The organism is Desulfovibrio sp. DV, from assembly GCF_001936595.1.
Taxonomy (GTDB): domain Bacteria; phylum Desulfobacterota; class Desulfovibrionia; order Desulfovibrionales; family Desulfovibrionaceae; genus Solidesulfovibrio.
This window is the reverse complement of sequence record NZ_MLBG01000077.1, coordinates 1-23,460: the sequence shown is the minus strand read 5'-3', so window position 1 is coordinate 23,460 and position 23,460 is coordinate 1. Positions and strand designations below refer to the sequence as shown.

The window sequence follows — 23,460 nt, the reverse complement described above, 5'->3', positions numbered from 1 at the left end:
GCCGGAACTGTCCGGCGAAGACCTCGTCAATCTGCCCCGGCTCTCGCCCCTGCCCCTTGGCATCGTCCACAAGGGCGCCTGGCCCCTCGGACTTTCCCGGGTGCTCTCCGGCGAGGTGAAAACCTGCCTGCCGGTGGTCAGCCCCAAGGACGAGTCGTTGTGGGCCGTCAAATACGACCGCACCTACTGGCTGTACGCCAACTGGGAAGTGGACCTCTACAAGTACCGCGACGCCCTGGCCCGGGCCGGGTATGTGGTGTTTGCCGATCTGCGCGAACCCCTGCCCAAGGACCTGCCCCGGCGCGAACGCACCAGCCACTTCAACTGGGACGTCGGGTTGCTGTAATGGGACGGCCGGCCAAACTCTGCATCGCCATGGTAGGGTTACCGGCCATGGGCAAGTCCACTATTGCCTCGAAAATAAAAGAGAATCTGGAAAAAGACGACATCAAGGTCGGCATTTTCAACAATGGCGACGTGCGCCGGCGCATGATTCCCGGCAACACCTCCCATGCCGGGTTCTATGATCCGGACAATGCCCAGGCGGTGGGGCTGCGCGAACGCATCGCCGCCGTCAACATTGCCGAAGCCAAGGCCTTTCTCTCGGCCGAAGGCCACATTGCCATTCTCGACGCCACCAACGTCTCCCGCAAACGGCGGGAGACGTTGGTGGAAAATTTGAGCAACTACCCCATCCTGTTCGTCGAATGCGTCAACGACGACCCGGAAATCCTGGCCCTGTCCGTGGCCCGCAAGGCCCGGCTGCCCGAATTCGCCCACCTGCCCGAAGCCGAAGCCAAGAAAAGCTTTTTCAGCCGCATCGGCTATTACCGCCACATCACCGATCCCCTGGACGCCGAGCCCAATTTCGTGCGCCTCGACAGCCTCAACAACCGGATCATTGCCGAACGCGTCCGGGGCGATGTGCCCTACTACGGCCGCATCCGCGACCTGCTCATGTCCGACTGGATCAAAAATCTCTTCCTCGTGCGCCACGCCGAAAGCGAATACAATCTGGAAAACCGCGTGGGCGGCGATTCCGGGCTGACCGAGAAAGGCCGCAAGATGGCCTGGGCCCTGTCGCGCCACTTCATCGGCACCCCGCTCCCCTACGTGTTTACCAGCACGCTGACCCGCACCCGGGAAATGGCCGAACCGCTGCTCGAAACCCGCAAAGGCCAGACCGTCCACCACGCCTTTTCCGAATTCGACGAAATCAACGTCGGCGAATGCGACGGCCTGAGCTACGCCGAAATGGAAGGGGCGCGGCCGGAGCTTTTTGCGGCCCGGGGCCGCAACAAATACAATTTCGTCTATCCCGGCGGCGAAGGCTATGCCACCATGGCCGGCCGGGTCTACCGGGGTGTGAAAAAAGCCATCTACCTCAGCGGCAACTCCGAATACATCATGATTATCGGCCATCAGGCCGTCAATCGCATGATCCTGTCCGACTTCCTCTTTCGCCGGGCCGAAGACGTGCCCTATATCTTCATCCCCCAGGACAAGTATTTTCACATCGTCTCGACCCAAAGCAAAAAGCTCTTTGAATTGCGCAAGTTCTAGTCCACGACTGGGCCTTGTGCGCCTCCAAGGCGTCGGACGGGCCCACGCGCCTCCCTCGCGCCAAGGCTCGTAACAAATCCATTTTCATCGTGATTTGCCCACATAGCCCGTCGCTGCGACACCAGCCCCCCCGCCCGGAGCCAGGTCGGTCAAGCCGGATCGCAAGGCTCTGGAAAACCGACGAAAACAGTCAATCGCCAGAAATAGCCCTTCTATTCCAGTACGTTGTCAGGACACAGCCCAGCTTGACGAAGCCCTGGCTTTGGACTAGCTCACGTTCTTTGTGCCTGGACCGGCTGCCACCATATCACTTGAGTACGCACCGCGAGCCGCCGGCCGGCCGCACTGATCCGCAAGCCCATTATGCCGCACAGCTTCTCTGAACTATCACTTATCTATGTCTCTTTCTCCATGCTCGCCCTCTATGCCCCGGCCGTGCTGTGCGCCCTGGGGCTGGCTTTTTTCCTGTATCGCCGCCACACAAGGCTTGAACGTCGCCAGCAAAAACATCAACGCATCCGCCACGCTATCACCGATAAAGGCCTGGACAAGCGCAAACGCATGGCCCTGGCCGCCCAGCGCCGCAACATCCGGGAATTGGCCAAGCTCGTGCACGGCCAGCTCAAGCAGCACGAGCGGGCGCTGACCCCCTACCAGAACCAGCGCACCTCGGCCTTTGTCGAACGGAGCGTCATCACCGTGGACTTCGACCGGCTCTACGCCCTGCACAGCCTTCTTGCCGCAAGCGACGCAACGCAGGTTTCCCCGGCCGTGGAAACATTCTTCGAGCACACGAGGTAAGCATGTCCCTGCCTGAAAATATCGGGAAATTCGTTTCCCGGCTGATCAATACCGTCAAAAGCGAATCTGCCGACTGGCAGAAGGCGCACCAGCCCGACCTCGACCGGCTCAAGGAAGAAAAGCGCGTGGCCGAACTGGAACTCAGGCAACGCCTGGAGTTGATGGAGATTCGTTTTTCCGAGGAGTGCAAGCGGACGCGGCTGGAAGAAGAACGCCAGACCGAGAATTTCAGCGAATTCCTGGCCAGCATCGACGAGATGAAGGCCAACATGCTTGAATATTACGGCACCATGCCCAAGCCCATCGCGCTTATGATCCACCACCACGCCGCCGAACTGCTCAAAGAAGCCTGGCACAATCCCGACGCCAGGGAACGCCTGCAAAAACAGACGCGCTTTACCAGCCTCATGCTCACCATCACCGAAGACCTCACGGAACTCGGCCGCGACGGCGGTCCCAAAGCCCTACCCGAAAAGACTATCGCCTTCATTCAGAACAAACTGGAGTAGAAGGAGAGGGAAGATGAGGAGATGAGGAGATGAAGAGATGAAGAGGAAGAATGCCTCCGGCGGCCGGGGGATGATCCCCCCGGACCCCTGCACCGGAAGAAGTTTTTTAAAAGGGGGCTTGGCGCTGGCTGACGATCAAGTTGGCCGGGCGGTGATCCCCCGGACTCTGCAACGGGAAAAAGGGTGAAACCGTTGTTTGCCCTGGAGCGAGATCATGTCGGCCTGAGACCGTGACAACGGTGGTTCCCGTCAGGCTGAGACTGTAGCGGCAGTGCCTGGCCGACGAAATTTCTTGCTCCCGCTCTCTTCGCCCCCTTCACCCATTTTTGGGGAGCTTCAGGCCCCCGGCCGCCGGAGGCACTCCCCCCTCCGCAACTTCCGCCCGCCGCCCCGGCAACGCACATGGTCCCCCCCCAGGTGGGATTCCAAAGGGCTCAGCCCTTTGGCCGCCGGAGGCATTCTTCCTCTTCTCTCCCTCTCACTCTCACTCTTTCACTTACTCTTTCCCCTGGTCTTTCGTCTTTTTCCCTCTGTTTCGCTGGTACTTGTTCACTGCGTTTATATGCTCGTCGAGGGTCTTGCTGAACTTGTGTTCGCCTTCGCCGGTGGCCACGAAGTAGTAGAATTCGTGGACTTCGGGATTGGCCACGGCCTGCATGGATTTGAGTCCTGGCGAGCAGATGGGGCCTGGGGGCAGGCCCGGGCGGGCGTAGGTATTGTAGGGATTGCTGGGATCGTCGAGGTGGGCGCGGGTGAGGTTGCCGGTGAATTTGTCGCCCAGGCCGTAGATGATGGTGGGGTCGGTCTGGAGCAGCATCCCTTTGGCCACGCGGTTGGCGAACACGCCGGCCACGCGCGGGCGTTCGGCATCGACGCCGGTTTCCTTTTCCACGATCGAGGCCATGGTGACGAAGGCCAAGAGCGCCTTGCCGCCGGGCTTGTCGCCGGGCCATATGGCTTCGGCCTGTTTCCAGAATTCCTTGAGCATGGCTTCGACCACGTAGGTTCCGTCGTCGGCCCGTTTGCGGGTGAAGAGGTAGGTATTGGGGAACAGGAACCCTTCGGCGTTTTCGGCCGGGATGTTGTATTTCTTGAGCAGTTCCGGGTCGCTGGCGGCTTTGAGGAAGGCCTGGGCCGAGCACAGGCCGGCGTCCTCGGCCAGTCTGGCGATCTGGCGCATGGTCCGGCCTTCGGGGGCGGAGAGCTTGTGCTGCACGCCCTTGGCCGTGGTCAGGTAATCGAGCAGGCGCATAGGCGTCCAGCCGGTTGAAACCTCGAACTCGCCGGCCTTTACGCGGGAGCTTTTGTCCATGACCTTGGCCAGGAGCTTGAAGCCGTCGGCGTCGCGCAGCACGCCTTCGGCCACCAGCATGGAGGCCATGGCGTCGAAGGACTGGCCGGGTTCGATGAAGACGGTCTTGGTTTCGCCCGGGGTTTGCGGCGGCACGGACAGGAATTCGTAGGCGCGGTAGCCGACGAGGCCGCCGAGCAGGCAAAGGACGATCAGGAAGCCGAAGAGGATGGATCGAAGCATATTTCCCCACCGCGGAGGTAGCGTTCCAAAATGACTGCCGCCGACATGGCGTCCACCCGGGCGAGGAGTTCCCGGCCGGTGTGGCCGGCCTCGCGCAACCGTTCGGCCGCCTCTTCGGTGGAATGGGCCTCATTGGCGAAGCAGAGGGGCAACGAGGTGCGCCGGCCGAGCCGGGCGGCGAACTTGCGCACCTGCCGGCCGGTCAGGCCTTCATCGCCGCCAGCCCGAGCCGGGTACCCGATGACGATGCGCACCGGCTTTTGCTCCTCGATAACCGCAAGCAGGCGGCAAAACAAGGCGTCACGGGTGTCCCAGGCGATGGTGGAATGGGGTAGGGCAAACCGGGCGTCAGGATCGGAAACGGCCAGACCCACCCGGGCCTGGCCGTAGTCTATGGCGAGGATTTTGTGCATGGTGCGATGCCGGCACGGCTGCGGACCGAAGATTCCCGCTGGTTGCCCATGCCGCCTCGTGTTGCAGATAGCCGACTCGCCCGGTCCTGGCAAGTCCGGGCCGGTTCCCCGAGCCGACTGCTGCCGGCTGCCGGAAAACCGTCCCGGGCGTCAGGGAAGCGAATTGATTACGCCGGCGATCTTGTCGGCAACCCGGGCATAGGCGCTGTTTCGCAGATGGAGCTCGTTGACCCAGTCCTCTTGCGGATCGACCAGAGGGCGCAGGTCAACGTAAAGGAAACGGCTGTTCCCGGCGGCCAGCCGGCTGAGCATATCGTTATAGAGATTGATGAGCCGGGCCACGATGGCCGCCCCCTTGGCAAAGTCGGTGATCCGTTTCTTGGCCAGGGCCGGGCGCAGCCATGGCCCGGCAAACTTGAATCCAAAGAACTGGACGCCCCGACCTGACGGAAGCGGCGGTGCATAGCCATGCATGATGATGGTGGTCTTTGGCGAGGCAGCCAGAACCTGATTGATCATGTCCTGGAGCATTGCTTCAAAATACTGGAACATATGAGTGACATAGGTTTGGCGCAAGCAATCAGGCCGTTGCGTTCCGGCATGGTCGAGATAGGCTTCGAATTCCGAGCCGGCGATGTCGTTGCCGCCGCCGGAGAAGAGAAAGGCTTTGGGCTCAAGCCGGGCGACCGCCTCAAGCACGAGCTGAAACTGGCAGGGTTTGGGTGAGAAGCCGGAACCGTATTCGGTGCCGTAGATCATGTTTTCCAGGGTGTCTCCGGCGTCGGCAAAGGACTTTATCCTGAAATTATGGAATTTTTTCAGACAATCGATGATGTCCGTTCCCGGCAGGTAATCGAACCAGGAATCCCCCTCGGCCACAAGCACCGGTTCTCCGACGGCAAAGGGCCTGACCAGCCCCAGGCTGGTGTAGTAGCCAGACCGGTCCTGCATGTCTTCGGGTAAAAGGATGCTGGCTGTTTCGACCTTGAAAGCCTGCAGCGCCTCCTCGGACATCGTGTCGAGAGCGGCATATTTGTTGGTATCGTTGGCCATGATGCCTCCTTGGGCATTGCGCGCGCGAACGGAATAGTGTCCTGCCAATTACCCAGGCAGGAAAAGAGGAGCCGGCGGCAACGGCAGCCGGGACCGCCGGCTCAGGGTTCGTTATGGAGCGGCCACCAGTCCGCGCCCGACACCCCCCATATCGATCCCCGGCTCGAACACGTTTGAGCGGGCCATGGCCGTCACCTTGCCAATGATGGACCCTGCCCGGGTCACCGTACCTTCAGTACGCGCCGCCTCCCACCACAAGGCAGCCACGCCGGCAACATGGGGACAGGCCATGCTGGTGCCGGTCAGAGAGGTCAGGCCACCGCCGGCCCTGGCCGAGGTCACATTGACGCCCGGTGCCACCACATCGGGCAGGGTGTTGGAGAAAGAGCCCATGACATAGGTTCCGGGCGACGTTTCGGAGGGGTTGAGCGCACCGACGCTGATGACGTCTTCGGCGGCGGCCGGCAAACCCACGCTGATTTCGTATTGCGGCCTCTTGCTTTCGTTTCCGGCTGCGGCCACCACGACGGAACCAGGAGCAAAAGCCTCGTAGGACTGCCGGATTTCCATGATGCTGTCGAACATGCGCAGATTGGCCCGGTAGGCCTCAAGGGCCTGGGAAGTGGCCGGCCTGATGTCGTAGCCCCGTTTCTTCACCAAATAGTCGACCATCCCCGGGAAATCGAATCCCAGGGACATGGAAATGACGTTGGCCTTGTTTTGCAGAGCCCAGAGAAGGCCTGAAAAGAGCATTTCCGACGAGCCGCCTTCATCGGCCAGAACCTTGCCGATCAGGGCCTGGCTGACCCCCCGGGCCACGCCGATGCGCTTGCCCTCGACATCGCGGCCAAAAATTGTCCCGGCGCAATGGGTGCCGTGCCCCTGCCGGTCGCCGTTGCCGCTGCCGGAAAAATCCTGTTCGATAAGGTTGACCCCGGCAAAGGCAGGATGGCTGGCATCAATGCCGGTATCCAACACGGCCACCACAACGCCCTTTCCCGTAAACGTCGACTTATCCGCGCCCACGGCCGCGATGCCCCATGCCGCACCGGCGGCGGCAGGCACCCCCACCGGCTCCACCAGTTTTGTAGGCATGGGGAGGGTCACGGCCATGACATCGGGGTCACGTCCCAGATCCCGGACCTCCCTGCGGTTTAACTCCGCAACATCCATTTTCACTTCAGGCGGCACTGTCTCACGAAATTCCCGGGCCAGAACGGCTATTCTGCCGGCCATATCAAGTCCCCGGGAAACGGTCCGCGAGGCAAAAGCCCCAGCCAAGGATGCTTTCGCCAAGTCTCGAAGAACAATAACCTTTTCCAGCACGATCCACCTCCGAGGTTGGGGATTGCAGCGAAGAAGGCACCTTGGCGAGGATATCCGGCATCCCGCTTGGAATAGCAATCTGTTTGCAGCTAAAAAAAGCAAACAATAAATAATTTAACATTTAATATTAATAGTTACATATACCATTGAAAATACACTGCACAGCAACGGCATCCCAAGCGACGCGACTGTTTCTGCCGGACCATTCCCGGGGGGCCCTGAGACCGGAATCACCTGCACCCGCAGACGGCAGTCGGATATGCTGCATCAGCGTTGTAAAAGGCCTGCAGCACACACCGATTCCGCAGGAGCCAAACAAAAAGCGGCCGGAACAGAGTGTTCCGGCCGCTTTTTGTCAGCAAATCCGCCACGATGCCGCAAGAACATCCTGCAGTACGCACAAATCAGGGCATCAAATTCCACCCAGGTGTATGTTCAGGCCTCAAACTGCACGGTTCAAGCGTCCCCGCCCCCCTGCCGCGTTTCCAGGACTGAACACTACCCGCGAACCCGGGCGGCCTTGGCGTTCTTGGACAGAAGCTTTTTCCACTTCGGGCCATCCAGGGCCTCGGCCAGATATTCAAGGGTGTGCATGACCGTGTGCTTGTCGCGCATCTCGGCCAGGATGCGCGAGATGCCCATCTTGCACGACGGGCAGCCGACCAGGATGGGCATGGTCTCGGCGGCGTCGGCCAGATTCTCGGCCAGGGTCTCGCGCTTGCGGTCGCGCAGCCGGTTGTAGATGGCCGGAGTGGTCATGGCCCCGGTGCCGGATTCGCCGCAACAGTTGGGCGAGATGACCACCGGCCGGCCGGTGGTCTCGGCCAGGGCGGCGCGGTACATGTCGGCGGCCTTGATCTTGGGCACATCGGACCATTCGCTGTGGCAGGCGGCGTGGTAGAGGATGGGCGAGGCGTCCTCACTCTTCGGGAACTCCAGACGGCCGAGGAGGAACTGGGTGACGTCCATGTGGACGAGGTTTGGCCGCAGGGTTTTGAGCTCATGCTCTTCGATGGACTCGCGGCAGGTGCCGCAACTGGTCAGGCTGAAGGCCGGGCTCAGCCCCAGGTGTTCGGCCTCTTCCAAAAGCGCCGCCAACGCGGCCCGGTTGCGCTCGCGGTTTTGGCGGTAGGCCTCGCCCATGCCGGCGGCCAGCAGCGGATAGCCGCAGCACAGGTGGGTGTGCGGCATGAGCACCGCCACCTCGGCCCGAAGCAGCAGATGGACGGCAGCCATGCCGATGATGCTGGAGAAGACCGAGGCCCCGCAGCCCGGAAAATAGAGCACGGTCTCCGGCGCTTCGCGCCCTTGCTGGGGAATGAAGATGGAGCCTTTGTCCAGGTCCAGGCGCTCGGCCAGATTGCGCAGGCCAAGGGACGGATTGGGGCCCCGCAGGCCGGGGTTCTCGATGCGGTTGCGCCAGAATTTCGGCACAAGGGTCATGGCCTTGCCGTGGAACTGCTGGCCGTAGGCCATGAGCTTGCCGGCCTGGGGCACGCGCTTGGCCGGATCTTCGGCCAGATAATTGAGGATTTTGTGCTTGATGGGATGGCCGCCGCAGTCCTGCTGGTCAAGGAAGCTGCGAAGCCCCAGGGCCACCTGACCGGACTGGATTTTCACCGAACACACGCCCGTGCACTTGCCGCAGGCGGTGCAGTGGTCGGTGATGCCGCGAAGCTTGTCCAAAAGCGCCTTGTCCGGCTCGCCGTGGGTGATCTGGGAATAGTAGATGGCCTCGACCAAAGCGCCGAAGCTGATGTTCTTGTTGCGCGGATGATAGAGCATCCCGCGCTCGGGCGCGAACATCGGGCAGACCTGCTTGCATTTGCCGCAGCGGTTGCAGAACTGGACGCCGCTTAGAATCGAAATCAGGATGTCCTTGTCCGGCAGCGCCGTCTTTTTGATGTCGCGGATGAGCCGGTTAAAGGAAAATGTGTAGGGCTCAACCGTCAGGATGCGGGTGGTCAGCTTGCCGGGATTGATGATGTCTTTGGGGTCCACGCGTTTTTTGTAGGCTTTGAGCGCATCGATCTTGTCCTGGGCCAGGAAGGCGATCTTGGTGATGCCGATGCCGTGCTCGCCAGAGACTGCGCCACCCAAGCGCGTGACGGTTTCAAAGACCTCTTCGGCAGCCTCCCAGGCTTGCCGCATCATCTCGGGATCATTGGAATTGACCGGAATATTGACGTGGCAGTTGCCATCGCCCGCGTGCATGTGGCTGGCCACCTCGATGCGGGTGGCGGTCATCTCGGTGTGGATGGTCTGCAGGCCTTCCTTGAGGCGCGGATACCGGGAGGCCAGATCGGTAAAGAAATAGTGGGTCTGGACTTCGACTTCGGAGTCCGACAGGTCGCGGGCGGAAATCTTGTTGCGAAGCACCCGGTCGCAAAATTCCAGCTCCATGGCGATAAATTCGTCCGAAGCCGGGATGCCGGGCAGACGGCCGGCGTTTTGCAGGGCGGTGCGATAGGCCCGGGCGATGCACTTGAGGTTTAATTCCTCAAGGAACTCGGCAAATTCCGGCACGACAGACAGCGGAATGACCACGTCCTCGTTGATTTTAAAGCCCGAGGTGCGCTTGGAGATGGCCGAGAGTTTGTGCCGGTCTTCCCAGTACAGCTCGGCAGTCTTGGCGTCCTTGGCCTCAAAGACGTCCACATTGTCGTAGGGATCGACGATGTCCACGATGTCGGCGGCGGCCCGCAACATGGCATCCTCGTCGTCGGAGTCGAGCTGCAGGAGCAGGACCGAAATGGGGTCGCCCTCGTAGAGCGCGGATTTCTTGGCGTAGCTGATGGCCTTGACGTACTTGGAGTTGAATTCCTCCAGGGCCGAAATCTTGACCGCGTCCCCTTCCTCGCGGATGCGGTTTCGCAGGCCCACCACGTCGCGGATGACGCACATGGCGTTTTTCATGGAGCGCCCGAAAAATTCCAGGCACAGCGTGCGCGAATACTTGGGAATGTCGTAGAGCGCGAAGCAGGCAACAGTGATGATGCCGTCCACGCCCTCCTTCTGCACCCCGGGGAGGCCCCCCAGGAACTTGTTGGAGACGTCCTTGCCGAGGTTCAGGCCGCGAATCTGGTTGCCCGGAAGCGTCACCACGTCGCGCACGGCCCCGTCCTCGTCGAGGATCTCAAAGACGGCCGTTTCATCGGGCTGGATCTTGTGGCGCGGGTGGTTGACCCGGCGCACCTCGATGATCTCGCCCGTGGCCTCGACCATGCGGTAGCTTATGATGTTGTCGAGGGTCGTGCCGTATTCAAAGGCAAAGGGGCCGCCGGCATTCTCGGCGATGTTGCCGCCAAGGGACGAGGCCGCCTTGGAGGCCGGGTCCACGGTAAAAAGCAGACCCTTGGCCGCCGCCGCCTTGATGGCGGTGAGCGTAATGACGCCGGTCTGGGCGCACAGGACCTTGGCTTCGGTGTCGATGTCCAGGATCTTTTTGAACTTGGCCAGACTGAGGATGGCCGAACGGCGATGGGCCGGGATGGCCCCGCCGGTCAGCCCCGAGCCGCCGCCGCGCGGAATGATGGCGAATTCGAGTTCATTGGCCAGCCGCAGGATGTGGCGGATATGGGCCTCGGTTTCAGGCAGGAGCATGCACAGCGGCAGCTCCATGCGCAGGTCCGTGGCGTCGGTGGAACATTCGATCAGCGAATTGGGCGCGGTGACCACGGCCTCGTCGGGCAAAAACTGGCGCAGGCGCTCGACCAAGTTGTCGCGAAACCGGCTGTCGGCCTCGTAAACGTCCCAGAAGGCCTTGTAGGCCTTTTTAATCGTGCGGGGGTAGGTGCCCCAGGCCTTGGGATTGGCGTCGGCCAGCCGCTTTTCCACCGACGTCTTGACGTCGTCGGCATTGATGAAGGGATTGGACCGTACCAGAAACAGTTCGGCCGCCACGGCCACGGCCAGATTCTTGGCGTCTTCGGGCCAGGTGTCGAGCTCCTCGGCAGTGATGTCGAGAACCCGGGGCACGAGACGTTCCAGGGACAGGGAAATATGGGGTGTTCGCTCCGACATGATGGGCGCTTCCGGCGAGGGTTAAAATGAGGAAGGGAGTCAGATAATGCCGTTACCAGGGAAAGGCAAGGGCCGCCCCTTTCGCATACAAAACCCGCCTGGAAAGCGCAAAATGCTTTTTGCTGCACGCCGCTGCCATTGCGCGCAAGCGTCGTAGCGGCCCTGCTCCTCTGGTCCGGCCCCATACAACCCGCCCGGGGCCGGGACTCATAGAGCAGCCTCAGGATCAAAAACATCGACGGTGCTCTCTTTCCATTAGACCCAAGAGCGCCAGTCGTCCGGCAAAACCACCTCTACGGCAAACGGTGCCGGCCACTTTGACTGTGCGGCCTGGGCACAGCGCCGCCACGGCTCCCGACCGGCCAATTGAGGCGTCCTGCCGGGTGTTGTCCCGCCAACAGCCTTTGGCCGACCATCTCCATCGCACTTCTATTATCGTCAGACAGCAACTCCATTTCGCACCTTAAAACTTGTTTCATGATAAATTTTCGACAATGCACACGCCCATCAAAAGCTTGAAGATCTCAAACTAGTTCTGCTTATAATCATAATATCTGCAGCCAAGTGGCAAATTCCCTGACGTGACAGACAATCATGGCGCTATCACAGCAAAATTTCCATTTCAGCAAGAGGAGAAAGCTAAAAATGCCACACTACCCTTGCGCTCTTTCAACAACCATGAGAACAACGAATGGAGTCTCAATCGGATTTTAACAGAAAATGAGAAATCAGAAACAATACAACCCGTGCCGTAATTAATTCTTTCCAAAGGCAATGACTCGCTCCCAACCACACCACAGCCATTGGAGACACAGCATGAAAACAAGAACAAAGCTACTTGGACTCGCAGGCATCCTCTCGCTGATGACCGCCATCCTCTCCTTTATCAGCTACACTGGCCTCAGCGACATCACTGCCCAGGCAGAAAAACTGTATGGTCGGGAAATGCAGGGTGCTAACTACGCCAACCAAATCCAGACAGACATATTATATGTCATCCGCGACGAAAAAAACATTCTCCTCTCCAACACGGATGCGGATCTCCAGAAATTCATGCAACAACTCGACAAAGGCAGGCAGGAGCTTAACAAAGACGCTGCTGCAATAAAAAAATATTTCATCACCGAACGTGGCAAAGCCCTGATCGCTAAATTGGACACCGCCCTGGCCGAGTGGTCGAAAATCCACGAAGAGGTCATCCGACTGGGCAACACCACGGACACTGCACAGAGCAAGAAAGCCCAGGCCCTGTCCTCGACGACCGGCCGCGAGAAAGCCGGCGCGCTTCTCGCCCTCGCTGATGAAATCGTGAAATTTAAACTCGACAACGCCAAGCAACAATACGAGAGCATCGAATCCGAAGGGCATTCCGTCGAGCTGACCGCCTTGGTGGCCACCCTGGCGGCCATACTCATCGGCATGGCCCTTGGCATCATCATCACCAACGGCATTCTCAAGCAACTGGGCGACGAGCCGGGCTCCATCGCCGGCATGGCCCAAAAAATCGCCGACGGCGACCTGACTGTCAAATTTGACCCCAATCGTCCGGAGATCGGCGTTTTCGGGGCCATGAAAAAAATGGTCCAGGCCCTTGTCAGCAAGATCGCCGAGGCAGACCAGAAAAGCCAGGAGGCCTTGAAAGAATCGAACAAGGCCAAGGTCGCCATGGCAGAGGCGGACGAGGCCCGCAAAAAGGCCGAAACGGCCAAGGCGGAAGGCATGTTGCAGGCCGCCATGGAACTGGAAGGCATTGTCGAAGTCGTCACCTCGGCCTCGGAAGAACTTTCGGCCCAGATCGAGCAATCCAGCCGCGGGGCCGAGGAACAGGCCCGCCTGACCGGCGAAACGGCCACGGCCATGGAAGAAATGAACGCCACGGTCCTCGAAGTGGCCAAGAATGCGGCCCACGCGGCCGAGACCTCGGGCAATGCCCGGCACAAGGCCCAGGACGGCTCCCAGCTCGTGACCCAGGTCGTGACCAGCATCAGCGAGGTGCAGTCCCAGGCCCTTGGCATGAAGACCGACATGACCTCCCTTGGCAAACAGGCCGAGGGCATCGGCCAGATCCTCAACGTCATCTCCGACATCGCCGACCAGACCAATCTGCTCGCCCTGAATGCCGCCATCGAGGCGGCCCGGGCCGGAGAGGCCGGACGCGGCTTTGCCGTGGTGGCCGACGAGGTGCGAAAGCTGGCCGAAAAGACCATGACCGCCACCAAGGAAGTCGGGGACGCCATTCGCGGCGTCCAGGACGGCGCGCGCAAAAACATCCACAACGTGGAGCAGGCCGTTTCAAAAATCGACACGGCCACCGACCTGGCCAACAAATCCGGCCAGGCACTGGGTGAAATCGTTTCCCTGGTCGATCTGGCCACCGATCAGGTCCGCTCCATTGCCACGGCCTCCGAGCAACAATCGGCCGCCAGCGACGAGATCAATCGGGGCGTTGAAGACGTGAGCCGCATCTCAGCCGAAACGTCCGACGCCATGCGCCAATCCTCCCAGGCCGTCGGGGAACTGGCCCATCAGGCCCAGATGCTCAAAACTCTCATTGACCAAATGAAGCATGACGGGGGAGTATCGTCCACAGCGCCGCGCAAGGCCGTTGCCACCGCGCCAAGGCGCGCCATCGCCCAACGCTGAACGGAGTACCCCATGGATGTAGAACAGACCGCAGCCCAGGAAAATGAACTGCTGCAACTCGTTACCTTTGCCATCGGCGAAGAGGAATACGGCATCGACATCCTCCGGGTGCAGGAAATCATCCGCACCATGGACATCACCAAGGTGCCAAACTCCCCCCCGGCCGTGGAAGGCGTCATCAACCTGCGAGGCAAGGTCATCCCGGTCATTGACCTGCGCAAACGGTTTTCAATGGAGCCCCGGCCCCATGACAGCCAGACCCGGATCGTGGTCATTGCCATACACGGCATGATCATCGGCTTTGTCGTCGACGGCGTCTCGGAAGTGCTGCGCATACAGTCCAACACGGTGGAGCCGCCGCCACCGGTCGTCTCCGGCATTGAATCGGAATACATCAAGGGCGTGGGGAAGCTTGGCGAGCGGCTCCTTATTCTGCTCGATCTCGACAAGCTCATTTCCAGCGAGGAAGTGCACACCGCCCGCTGACAACGCTGCCCGGTTTGTTAACCGCCAGGGCACTGCCGGAGATCCGGCAGTGCCCTGGCCGTCTTGTTTTCCATGGCCCGGTACCATCCCCCGCAGCAAGCCCCTTGAAAAAAGCGCCTCAACCGTCTTCGGATGGTTTCTCCGCCTTGCCCAGCCGTTCGTCCTCCTGGGCCACGGCTCCGGCCGCAGCAGCCGCAGCAGCGGCAGCCAGCGGCGGCAGGCCGGCCGTCTGGTCGGCCTGCTTCTCCCCGCCGGCCAGGGGGCGCATCTCCGGCGGGAAATAGACCGTCACATTGCGGTGGGCAAACTCGATGCCGTTATTCCTGAAGGCCTCCTGCACCCGGCGGTACAGTTCCTTTTGCACCACGAACTGGCGTCCGGGGACGGTCTTGAACTTGATGCGCAGGATCATGGCGGAATCTTCCATCTTGCGCACGCCCATGGACTTGATGTCGCTCAGCATCCCCTGGCTGACCTCCTCGTCGGCCATGACTTCCTTGTTGATGCGCTTGATGATCTTTCGGATCTTGTCGATGTCGGCGTCGTAGCGCACCCGGAAGTCGAGCTTGGAGATGATATAGTCGCGGCTGAAGTTTTGCAGGATTTTTAAGCCCCCGTAGGGGATGGTGAAGACCATGCCGCGCGGGTGGCGCAGTTTCATGGAGCGCAGCGAGATCTGCTCCACCGTGCCCTTGGCCGTGCCGGCCTCCACGTAGTCGCCCACCCGAAAGGCATCGTCGATGAGGAAAAAGACGCCGGAGATGATGTCCTTGACCAACGTCTGGGCCCCAAACCCGATGGCCAGGCCAACGACGCCGGCGCCGGCAATGAGCGGGGCGATGTCAACGCCAAGAGCCGACAGGGCAATAAGCGTCCCCATGACCACGATGACGCTGAGTAAAAACTTGCGCAAAAGCATGAGCAGCGTGGCGCTTCGCGACCCGCCCGCACCGCCGCCCTCCTCCATCTCCTCGCCCGGCATGGACGTTTCCTCGCCAAGCCGGCGGTCGATGCGGATGCGCACCACTTCCCAGGCGAGCAAACCGCCCACCACCACCAACAGCACACTCAGCACATTGCGGGCAAACAGCCAGCCAAGCGCAATCTCCACGCCCCACATCTTGAGCATGGCAAAGGTGGCAAAGGCCGCCAAGACAAGGCGCAGGGTCTTGCGAATGAGCGGGATGTAATAGCGCAGCGTGCGCTTGTCAGCCGGGGCCTTGCCGCCCTCCCGGCCCGGGGCCGCAGCCTCGGTTTGGCGTGCCGTGTCCGCGTCCAGGGGGATGATTTCCCGGTCCTCCCCGGAGGCGGCCAGCAAGAGCTTTCGCACCCACAAGTCCACGCCGATACAGGCGGGAATGGCAAACAGGCCCATGACCAGATGGAGGATGGTGGCGTTGCCGATAAGGGCCTGGCTGCTCCAATAGAGGCCGATGGCCACAACATAGGCCATGGCGACAACGTGCCCATAGCGCGCAGCCCAAAACCGCGCCCCGCCGGCTTCGCCGGCATCGTCGCCCGAAATGGCGGCAGCCACCCGCTCCCGGTTGGCGTAGAGCATGGCCGCCAGCATCAGTCCCACCAGCGGCCCGGCCTGGGCGTAGAGAATGTCGCCAAAGGCCTCGGCCTTGCCCACCTCTTCCAGGGCGACGCTGACCACCCCCACCACCAGGGAGACCAGGGCAACGGCGATCATGCAACGATAGAGGGTGGCGGCATCGGCGTCGGCCAGGGGGATGGGCCGGGCCGCTTCCCAGTCCGGCGCAAGCAGAATCCGGGCCGCGGCCTGGATGAGCAGGTAATTGGTCAGCCCCACCACAAGCAGGGTGCCAAGCTCGCGCAGCGCACCGGCGTCCGGGGCCAGGACCAGGAAAAGCAGCGACGCGGCCAGGAAAAAGACCGCCACCTCCAGCGCCTGCAAGCCCAGATTAGCCAGGATCACCACACCGCGACTGGTTTGCAGCGAGGGCGGGGCCGCGTCCAGACGCCGCTTGAGGCCCTGGCGCAGCCGGCCGGTCCAGGCAAAGGCCCCGAGTCCGCCTGCGCCGATGGCGGCCAGCACGACCAGGGAACGCAGGAGGGCCGCCGCCCCGCCGCCGTCGCTTATGTTGGCCAGAATCCTGTGCTCGGCCAGCTCCTGCCCGGCCTCATGGAGAAATGCGGCGTTTCGCTCCTGGACAGCCCGTATGTTCGATTCCAGTCGCCCGAAAAGGCTGCGGACAAGGCCGCCGGTCTGGGTGGCGGCTGCGGCAGCCTGGGCGGCGACAGTCTGGGCCGCGAGCTTTTCGTGCAGCAGGTTTCTGGCCTGGACATCGGTCAGGGCGGCCATGAAGGCGTCGACCTGCCCCGGCTCGGTTGGCTCATGCGGACTGGCCGCCGGGGCCTGTTTCGCCGCCTTGGGCATGGCCGGAAAACCGGTGGCTCGGGCCGGACAGGCACCGTGGGCCAGGACCATGGCCACGGCCAAAATGGCCAGAAGATGCCGGAGTGTCGCCTGCATGGTCGCTCCTTGGGAATCGCCTGGCCGCTGCCAACGCACCAGGATGTGCCAGGGCCAGGCCATAGAAAGCTGTATGCCATGCGGCCCGCCAAGACAATTGCCCTCCCGTGCCGCCACACGAAAAACGGGCGGCCCAAAAGGACCGCCCGTTGGCGTCAGCAGAGGGTTGCGTCCCAGGCCGCCGGGAACGCGCCCGGCATCGGCCCCGGCCGACGGCTGGTCAGGAAGCGCCCATCAGTTCAGCCTCCCAGGCCTCGACATGGTACAGGCTGGTCCCGGGATTCTTGGCCCAGGCGCAGGTCTGCTCCATGTTCGTTTCCACGGGCCAGGGACTCTTCCCGGCCAGGACTGCGGCCAGCGAAGACGCCTGCACCTGGGCAACATCGGAGATGCGCAGCGAGTGCTGGGGACCGGAAATATATCTGATTTTGTACGTATTCATGTCCGCCTCACGTTGATGCCTGGAGCCGCAAACGGGGCAGCGCCCCAACAGCGCGGCCCCCGGCAACAAGTCCGAAGGAGAGACGGAAAAGGCGGAAGGACTTGCTCCAGGCCGCCTTTTCCGTACCAGGTTCCTGCCCTCCCCTAGCCGTGGGCGCCGGGGAAGAAGATCGCGCTGACGAAGTACAGGACGACCAGAAGGGACGTTCCAAGCCCGAGGCTCCAGCGGATCAGCTTCATTTCAATCGGCTGGAGCGGCTCGTACTCCATCTTTTTCATCTCTTCGGCAACATTTACTTCCTGAGGTATCTGCATACGATTGCTCCTTGCGGGCTAGACGATGGGCGGCTTGACGCCGTGGAAGAACAGCCAGGAGATGAACAGGCCGATCCAGATGATAAATCCGAACAGGCACACGACATACACGGCCGCCAGCTTGCCTATGCCTTCCTCCCAGAGTTTCTTGAAATTGGAGACGACGCCGATGGTAAAGAAGGTCAGGATGAAGAAGATGACGCGGAAGGTGCCTGTTCCGGCAATGGCTGCCTTGCCGAACTTGATCATGTCGCCGCCCTTGGCGCACAAAATGAGCATGACAAGGAAGGTGACCACGTAGCCCAGGACGAAGCGCGGGAACCGGTCCAGCACTTCGGAAAAGCGCATCCGCTGACCGGGCTTGCATTCGATCATGGTGCACCAGATAACAGCCAGGACAAAGGACCAGACGCCGATGAACACGTCGATGAAGATCTTGACCGTGGTGGCCGTCATGGTCACCCAGCCTTCCTGATAATTGATGCCGTAGTCGGCCAGGGCCTTGGCCCGGATCAGGGCGTCGGTGATGACGCCGCTGGCAATGGCCCCGCCGTCGGATTTGACCGCCAGACCCATCCAGGCTCCGGCCACGAGCGGTTCGGTAGCCAGGCCCCACTGGGCGGCAAACGGCAGAATGAGCATTTCCACGCAGGTGAAGACCACCACCAGCGAGGACACCATGATGGGAACGATGGGCCGGGCGCGGATGGCCCCGCCGGTGGCGATGGCCGCGGACACGCCGCAGATGGAGATGCCGGACGCCAGGGGGGCGGCCCACTCCCGGCTGAATTTGAAGTGCTTGCGGGCCACGTAATAGACCAGCGCCCAATAGATGAGGTAGGCTTCAACAATGGCGCAAAGCCCCCGGAAGATCACCGAAGAGGCCAGCCCCAGGGCATCCACCGACTTGACGCCAAGTTCCGCGCCAAGCACCACAATGGCAATCTTGACGAACATTTCGGGCCGAAGCGCTTCTTTGAGCGACTGGGCCACCCCGGGCATGAAGTTGCCGATAAAAACGCCGGCCAACAGGGCGATGATAAACCCGGCCTCGCCCGTAAGCCCCATGGACCAGGTGAGACCGAATTTGGCGGTCTGATCCGGCGTGGCCGCGATGACCGCATAGTTGCCCAGGGAGTAACAGCCGTAGCTGATGAAAAAGACCAGGGTGAAACTGCCGATGAATTTGCCGACATTGCCGCCAAGCATCCGCACGCCGACAGCAAGGACGGCCGTAATGAAGGCATAGGTCGCCAGCAGGGCAACCCAGCCGTTTATGTCTTTGTAGGCGGGCGTCGCTGTGGAAAAGGCTTTTGAGAATGAGGTCCAGACGTTGGTTTTAACGCCCCAGCCAAGGACGTCGTAGCCGGAGAAAGTGAGCATGGACAGCAGGAACAAGAACAACCCGATAATCAGGGCGAGCTTGTCCTCAGTGAGCCACCGTTTTTCAGCCATTACAACCCTCTCTATTCTTTAATAATGAAGGAATCATCGAAAATATGCACCTGTGCTCCTTTCGCTGATCAAACAGCCAGATTCCTCCCCGTGTGCGTTACACCATCAAATCACGCCGTAGCCGCCGGTTCCTTTCATGCCCCCCTCGCTTTGCAAGACAAGTTGCCATCCGCCTCCTGCCGCGCCGCAACGCCGTCCATTCCCGGCCCCCAGGCGGGAGCGCCTCCCGGCCCGGTCGATCAAGCCCGGACCCAGGCCGTCTCCCGGCTGCAACCGGGAACTTCCCCTGCTGTGCCGTTGCGGGCAGCATCCTTTCTGCAAAGTCGGGGCCATGGGAACGACCCATGCCATCATACTTGATTATAACACTATTTAAAATTCGATCAGTCCAATCTGCAAACTCGGGTTAGCGCCCTGAAGCCGCGCGGTTGCATTGCCTTTTTCGCCCGGCCGCCCCACACTCCGCAAAGGAGCCGATATGAAAACCCTCAAACACCGCTTCCTGGTCGGGCTGTCCGTGAGCATGGCCGTACTCGGCGTCTTTTTCGCCGTGCTCATTTCCATGAACCTGCGCGACCAGCTCATCACCGATACCGAGCACAAGGCCTCGCTGGTCCTGTCCCAGGTCGAAGCCATGCAGGCCTATGTGCGCGAGGTGCTGCGTCCGATCATGTACGAACGCCTCCCGGCCGACGAATTCGTCCTCGAAGCCATGTCCACCTCGTTTGTCACCCGCAAGGTCATGAGCGACTTAAACGGCCGCGACGACCAGTTCCGCTACCGCCGGGTGGCGGTTGGAGCGCGCAACCCCGATTACGAGGCCGATCCCTTCGAGCAGACGATCATGGCCCGCTTTGCCGCCGATCCGCAGTTGACCCGACTGGAGGAAATCACCCGGCGCGACGATGAAGAGGTGTTCGTGGCGGCCAGGCCGGTGCGCTTTGAGGCCTCATGCCTGCACTGCCACGGCGACCCGGCCGAGGCCCCGAAAGCACTGCTCACGCGCTACGGCGACACAAGGGGATTCTGGCGGCACGACGGCGAATTGGTGGGGCTGGATATGGTGGCCATGCCCGTGGCCGGGGCGCTCGGGCAGATCAAGGGGAAGACGATCGGCTTCCTGTCGCTTTTTGCCCTGGGCATGGGGGCTTTTTATCTGACGCTGCAGGTGTTTTTCGACCGGCTGGTGGTGGTCAACCTGCGGCGGGTGACGGAGGTCCTGCGCCGCTACTTCCCCAAAGAGGCCGGCGAGGCCCCCAAAACGACGACCGACGAAGGGGAGATCGAGGAGATTTACACCGGCATCGATGTCCTGGCCTCACGGCTCAAGGAAGCCCGGGAGAACATCGAGGACCACGCCCAGAATCTTGAACGCAAGGTGGCCGAGCGAACCCTGGATCTGGCCCGGGAGGCCGACGAACGCCGCTCGGACGTGTCACTGTTCGTCGAGCTTTTAAGCATCTTGAATCTCTCCCAGACCCGGTCCGAACTGCTGGCGGCCGCCTTGCCCCGCATTGCCGGCCGGTTCGGGGCCGAAACCGCTGCCTACGAGTGCGAATTCTCCAATGGCGGCTCCATCGCCTGGCCGGCCGGGACCGCCCCGCTGCCGCCCCCGGCCGATTGGCGCAGGCTCGTGGCCGAAGGCGAACTGCGTCTGACCAAGCAGGCGGCGCTCATTCCGGTACGCACCACCGACGTCAGCCGGGGACTGCTGCGCCTGTATTTCCCGGTCGCCGGCCCCGGCCCCGATCCCGAGGCCGCCGATCTCTACCGGGCCATCGGCCAACAGCTCGGCATTGCACTGGAAAATCTCGACGCCATCAATTCGCTGTTAGCCCAAAACACCCTGCTCGGTTCCATCTTCGACGGCATCTCCGACCCGCTCGCCCTCATCGACAGCACCAGCGGCATCATCCTGGCCAACGAACCGGCCCGGGAACTGGTCCGGGCGCTTTGCGACCAGCCTCCCCTGCCCGGCCAGATGCCGCGCCTGCCAGCCAGGCTGCTGGGCGATCCTCCCCCCGAGGCAACCCCGGACACTGCCGCCACTGGCGACGAACCCGTCTTCGCCACCGTGGCCCTCGACGACGGCCGCTCCTTTGCCGTCACCCGCTACCCTCTGGCCTCCCCCGCCGGCCAGTCGCGTCGCTTCGTGGTCTACGCCCGGGAAAACACCACAGAACGCCGGATGCTGGAGCAGATGCGCCAGGCCGAAAAGCTCGTGGCCGTGGGCAAACTGGCTGCCGGGCTGGCCCATGAAATCAACAACCCCCTTGGCGTCATTGCCTGCTACGCGGAACTCCTGCGCCAAAGCCTTGTCGATCCCCAGGCCCTCGACGATCTCGCCGTCATCGAACGCCACGCCACCATGGCCAAGAAAGTGCTGCGCGATCTGCTCGACTTCGCCCGGCCCCGGCCGGCCAAGCCCGGCCCCTGCGACCTCGCCGCCCTGGCGGCCAGCCTCGCCCGCATCTTCGAGGTCCAGGGCCAGTCCCGCCGCGTGGGCCTTTGCGTCAACGTCCCGGCCGACCTTCCCCTGGCCAAGGCCGACGCCACCGCCCTGGAGCAGGTGCTCTCCAACCTGCTCTTAAACGCCCTGGACGCCGTGGCCCCGGATACGGGCCGCATCACCCTGGCCGCCGCTGCCTCGGCTGACGGGGAGCATCTCAGCCTCACCGTGTCCGACAACGGCCCGGGCATCCCGCCGGCCGACCGGCCCCACATCTTTGATCCGTTTTTCACCACCAAGGACGCCGGCCGCGGCTCGGGCCTCGGACTGGCCGTGGCCTATGGCCTCATGCGCGACATGGGCGGCGCCATCGACGTGGCCACCGACGGCGGCGCGATCTTCACCCTGACCCTGCCCGCCTGCGTTGGCCCCTGCCAGGAGGAAACCCCGTGACCGACTCCCCCCGCGTGCTCATCGTCGACGACCAGCCCGACTTCGCCAAAGGCCTCGTGCGCCTGCTCGCCCCCAAACTCCCCGAGGCCAGCCTGTCCTGCGTGCTCTCCGGCGAAGCCGCCCTGGCCGATCTGGCGGGTGCCCCCTGCGACGTCATGGTCACCGACCTGCGTATGCCGGGCTTAACCGGCCTCGACCTCCTGCCCAAAGCCCTGGCCCTGGCCCCAAACCTCGGCATCGTGCTGGTCACCGCCCACGGCGACATCGATTCCGCCGTCCTGGCCCTCAAAGCCGGCGCCTACGACTTCCTGACCAAACCGGTGGACTCCGACCACCTCGCCCGGGTCATCGCCAAGGGCCTGGAACGGGCCGCGCTGCTTCGGGAAAACCGCCGGCTGCGCGCTGCCGTGGCCGCCTGCGGAGCCGAATCCGGGCTGCTCGGCCAGTCCCCGGCCGTGCGGCACATCAAGGACACCATCGCCGCCGTGGCCGCGTCAGACTACACCGTGCTCATTCGCGGCGAATCCGGCACCGGCAAGGAACTGGCCGCCCGGGCCATCCATGCCCAGTCGCGCCGGGCCGGCGGCCCGTTTTTGTCCGTCAACTGCCCGGCCATCCCGGACCAGATCCTGGAGAGCGAACTCTTCGGCCACGTGCGCGGCGCCTTCACCGGAGCCGAACGCGACCGCCGGGGCCTGTTCGTCGCCGCCAACGGCGGCATCCTCGTCCTCGACGAAATCGGCGATATCCCCATGAGCGTGCAGACCAAGCTCCTGCGCGTGCTCCAGGAACGCGAGGTGCGGCCCGTGGGCTCCAGCAAATCCATCCCCGTGGACGTGCGCATCCTGGCCTCCACCAACCAGGACCTCGAAGCCCGCATCCTGGACAAGACCTTTCGCGAAGACCTCTACTACCGCCTAAACGTCCTCACCCTGCGCCTGCCGCCCCTGCGCGACCGGCGCGACGATATCCCGCTTCTCGCCACCGCCTTTCTCGAACGCGCCTGCCGGGAAATGGGCATCGGCGACAAGGAATTCTCCCCCGAAGGGCTTGCCGCCCTGGCCGGCCGCGACTGGCCGGGCAACGTCCGGGAACTGTTTAACTTCGTGCGCCGCCTGACCGTCTTCTCCCACAGCGACGTCATCAGCCAGGCCGCCGTGGCCGCTGCCGATTCCGATTCCGGCAACGGTACCGAACCGCGCGACGACGATGCCCCGGCCGCCCCCTACCTCGAAGCCAAAGCGCACGTGGTCGATGCCTTCACCCGGCGCTACGTCGAGCGCCTGCTCGGCCAGACCCGCGGCAATATCTCGGAAGCCGCCCGGCTGTCGGGGCTGGAACGGGTGTCGTTGCAAAAGATACTGCGACGGCTTGGCATTGCAGCCGAGGGATTTCGCTAATCAGGGGAAGGCGAAGGAGAGGGAGAGGGAGAGGGATGCGGAGAGGGGAGAAAAGCGAAGAAAATCGGGGCGTTGCCCCGAACCCCACCGGGGGGG

Annotated in this window: 16 protein-coding genes and 1 pseudogene; 8 read left to right on the top strand and 9 right to left on the bottom strand. The window is 62.3% G+C overall.

Annotation, left to right across the window (positions count from 1 at the left end; translation table 11 throughout):
- From DVDV_RS15465 to DVDV_RS15450, 4 genes and pseudogenes are all read left to right on the top strand, one after another.
- Positions 1-346: pseudogene (locus DVDV_RS15465) on the top strand (U32 family peptidase); the annotation flags it as partial.
- Complete coding sequence (locus DVDV_RS15460) at positions 346-1,563, top strand: 6-phosphofructo-2-kinase/fructose-2,6-bisphosphatase (RefSeq protein ID WP_075355536.1); 1,218 nt, start codon at positions 346-348, stop codon at positions 1,561-1,563. The pseudogene DVDV_RS15465 and the gene DVDV_RS15460, both read left to right, overlap by 1 nt.
- Positions 1,564-1,926: 363 nt before the next feature.
- Positions 1,927-2,364, top strand: a complete 438-nt coding sequence (locus tag DVDV_RS15455) for a hypothetical protein (RefSeq protein WP_175577112.1) — start codon at positions 1,927-1,929, stop codon at positions 2,362-2,364.
- 2 nt (positions 2,365-2,366) lie between these two features.
- Complete coding sequence (locus tag DVDV_RS15450; protein ID WP_075355534.1) at positions 2,367-2,873, top strand: hypothetical protein; 507 nt, start codon at positions 2,367-2,369, stop codon at positions 2,871-2,873.
- A 496-nt stretch (positions 2,874-3,369) separates the two neighbouring features.
- Here the strand turns inward: DVDV_RS15450 and mltG are convergent, their stop codons facing one another.
- The 5 genes from mltG to DVDV_RS15425 form a co-directional block, all read right to left on the bottom strand.
- On the bottom strand, positions 3,370-4,407 hold the full coding sequence (gene mltG / locus DVDV_RS15445) for an endolytic transglycosylase MltG (protein WP_075355533.1): 1,038 nt from the start codon (positions 4,405-4,407) through the stop codon (positions 3,370-3,372).
- Positions 4,377-4,820, bottom strand: a complete 444-nt coding sequence (gene ruvX, locus DVDV_RS15440; protein WP_075355532.1) for a Holliday junction resolvase RuvX — start codon at positions 4,818-4,820, stop codon at positions 4,377-4,379. The genes mltG and ruvX overlap by 31 nt, the downstream gene beginning before the upstream one ends.
- A gap of 150 nt (positions 4,821-4,970) precedes the next feature.
- Entirely contained in the window at positions 4,971-5,873 is a 903-nt protein-coding gene (locus DVDV_RS15435) for a GDSL-type esterase/lipase family protein (protein ID WP_075355531.1), read from the bottom strand.
- Between the two features lie 111 nt (positions 5,874-5,984).
- On the bottom strand, positions 5,985-7,109 hold the full coding sequence (locus DVDV_RS15430; protein WP_083634793.1) for a S8 family serine peptidase: 1,125 nt from the start codon (positions 7,107-7,109) through the stop codon (positions 5,985-5,987).
- Between the two features lie 588 nt (positions 7,110-7,697).
- Positions 7,698-11,222 carry an FAD-binding and (Fe-S)-binding domain-containing protein gene (locus DVDV_RS15425; RefSeq protein ID WP_075355530.1) on the bottom strand — a complete coding sequence of 1,175 codons (3,525 nt, stop codon included), beginning with the start codon at positions 11,220-11,222 and terminating at the stop codon, positions 7,698-7,700.
- Positions 11,223-12,038: 816 nt separating this feature from the next.
- Between DVDV_RS15425 and DVDV_RS15420 the strand changes: the two genes are divergently transcribed.
- A complete protein-coding gene (locus DVDV_RS15420; RefSeq protein ID WP_083634792.1) occupies positions 12,039-13,865 on the top strand; it encodes a methyl-accepting chemotaxis protein in 1,827 nt (608 codons plus the stop codon).
- Positions 13,866-13,877: 12 nt separating this feature from the next.
- Positions 13,878-14,351 carry a chemotaxis protein CheW gene (locus DVDV_RS15415; protein WP_075355528.1) on the top strand — a complete coding sequence of 158 codons (474 nt, stop codon included), beginning with the start codon at positions 13,878-13,880 and terminating at the stop codon, positions 14,349-14,351.
- 118 nt (positions 14,352-14,469) lie between these two features.
- On the opposite strand, the gene DVDV_RS15410 is transcribed toward DVDV_RS15415, so the two are convergent.
- The 4 genes from DVDV_RS15410 to DVDV_RS15400 form a co-directional block, all read right to left on the bottom strand.
- The gene (locus DVDV_RS15410) at positions 14,470-16,851 is read right to left on the bottom strand and encodes a mechanosensitive ion channel family protein (protein ID WP_075355527.1); all 2,382 of its coding nucleotides are present in this window, start codon (positions 16,849-16,851) and stop codon (positions 14,470-14,472) included.
- 220 nt (positions 16,852-17,071) lie between these two features.
- On the bottom strand, positions 17,072-17,293 hold the full coding sequence (locus tag DVDV_RS15405; protein WP_075355526.1) for a hypothetical protein: 222 nt from the start codon (positions 17,291-17,293) through the stop codon (positions 17,072-17,074).
- Positions 17,294-17,436: 143 nt separating this feature from the next.
- Positions 17,437-17,607: a hypothetical protein gene (locus tag DVDV_RS22805; RefSeq protein WP_175577111.1), complete on the bottom strand. Its 171-nt coding sequence runs from the start codon at positions 17,605-17,607 to the stop codon at positions 17,437-17,439.
- 18 nt (positions 17,608-17,625) lie between these two features.
- The gene (locus DVDV_RS15400) at positions 17,626-19,062 is read right to left on the bottom strand and encodes a putative sulfate exporter family transporter (RefSeq protein WP_075355525.1); all 1,437 of its coding nucleotides are present in this window, start codon (positions 19,060-19,062) and stop codon (positions 17,626-17,628) included.
- A gap of 478 nt (positions 19,063-19,540) precedes the next feature.
- On the opposite strand from DVDV_RS15400, the gene DVDV_RS15395 reads away from it, so the two are divergent.
- Together DVDV_RS15395 and DVDV_RS15390 are read left to right on the top strand one after the other, a co-directional pair.
- Complete coding sequence (locus tag DVDV_RS15395; RefSeq protein WP_075355524.1) at positions 19,541-21,964, top strand: DUF3365 domain-containing protein; 2,424 nt, start codon at positions 19,541-19,543, stop codon at positions 21,962-21,964.
- Positions 21,961-23,364: a sigma-54 dependent transcriptional regulator gene (locus tag DVDV_RS15390; protein ID WP_075355523.1), complete on the top strand. Its 1,404-nt coding sequence runs from the start codon at positions 21,961-21,963 to the stop codon at positions 23,362-23,364. The genes DVDV_RS15395 and DVDV_RS15390 overlap by 4 nt, the downstream gene beginning before the upstream one ends.
- Positions 23,365-23,460 lie beyond the last annotated feature (96 nt).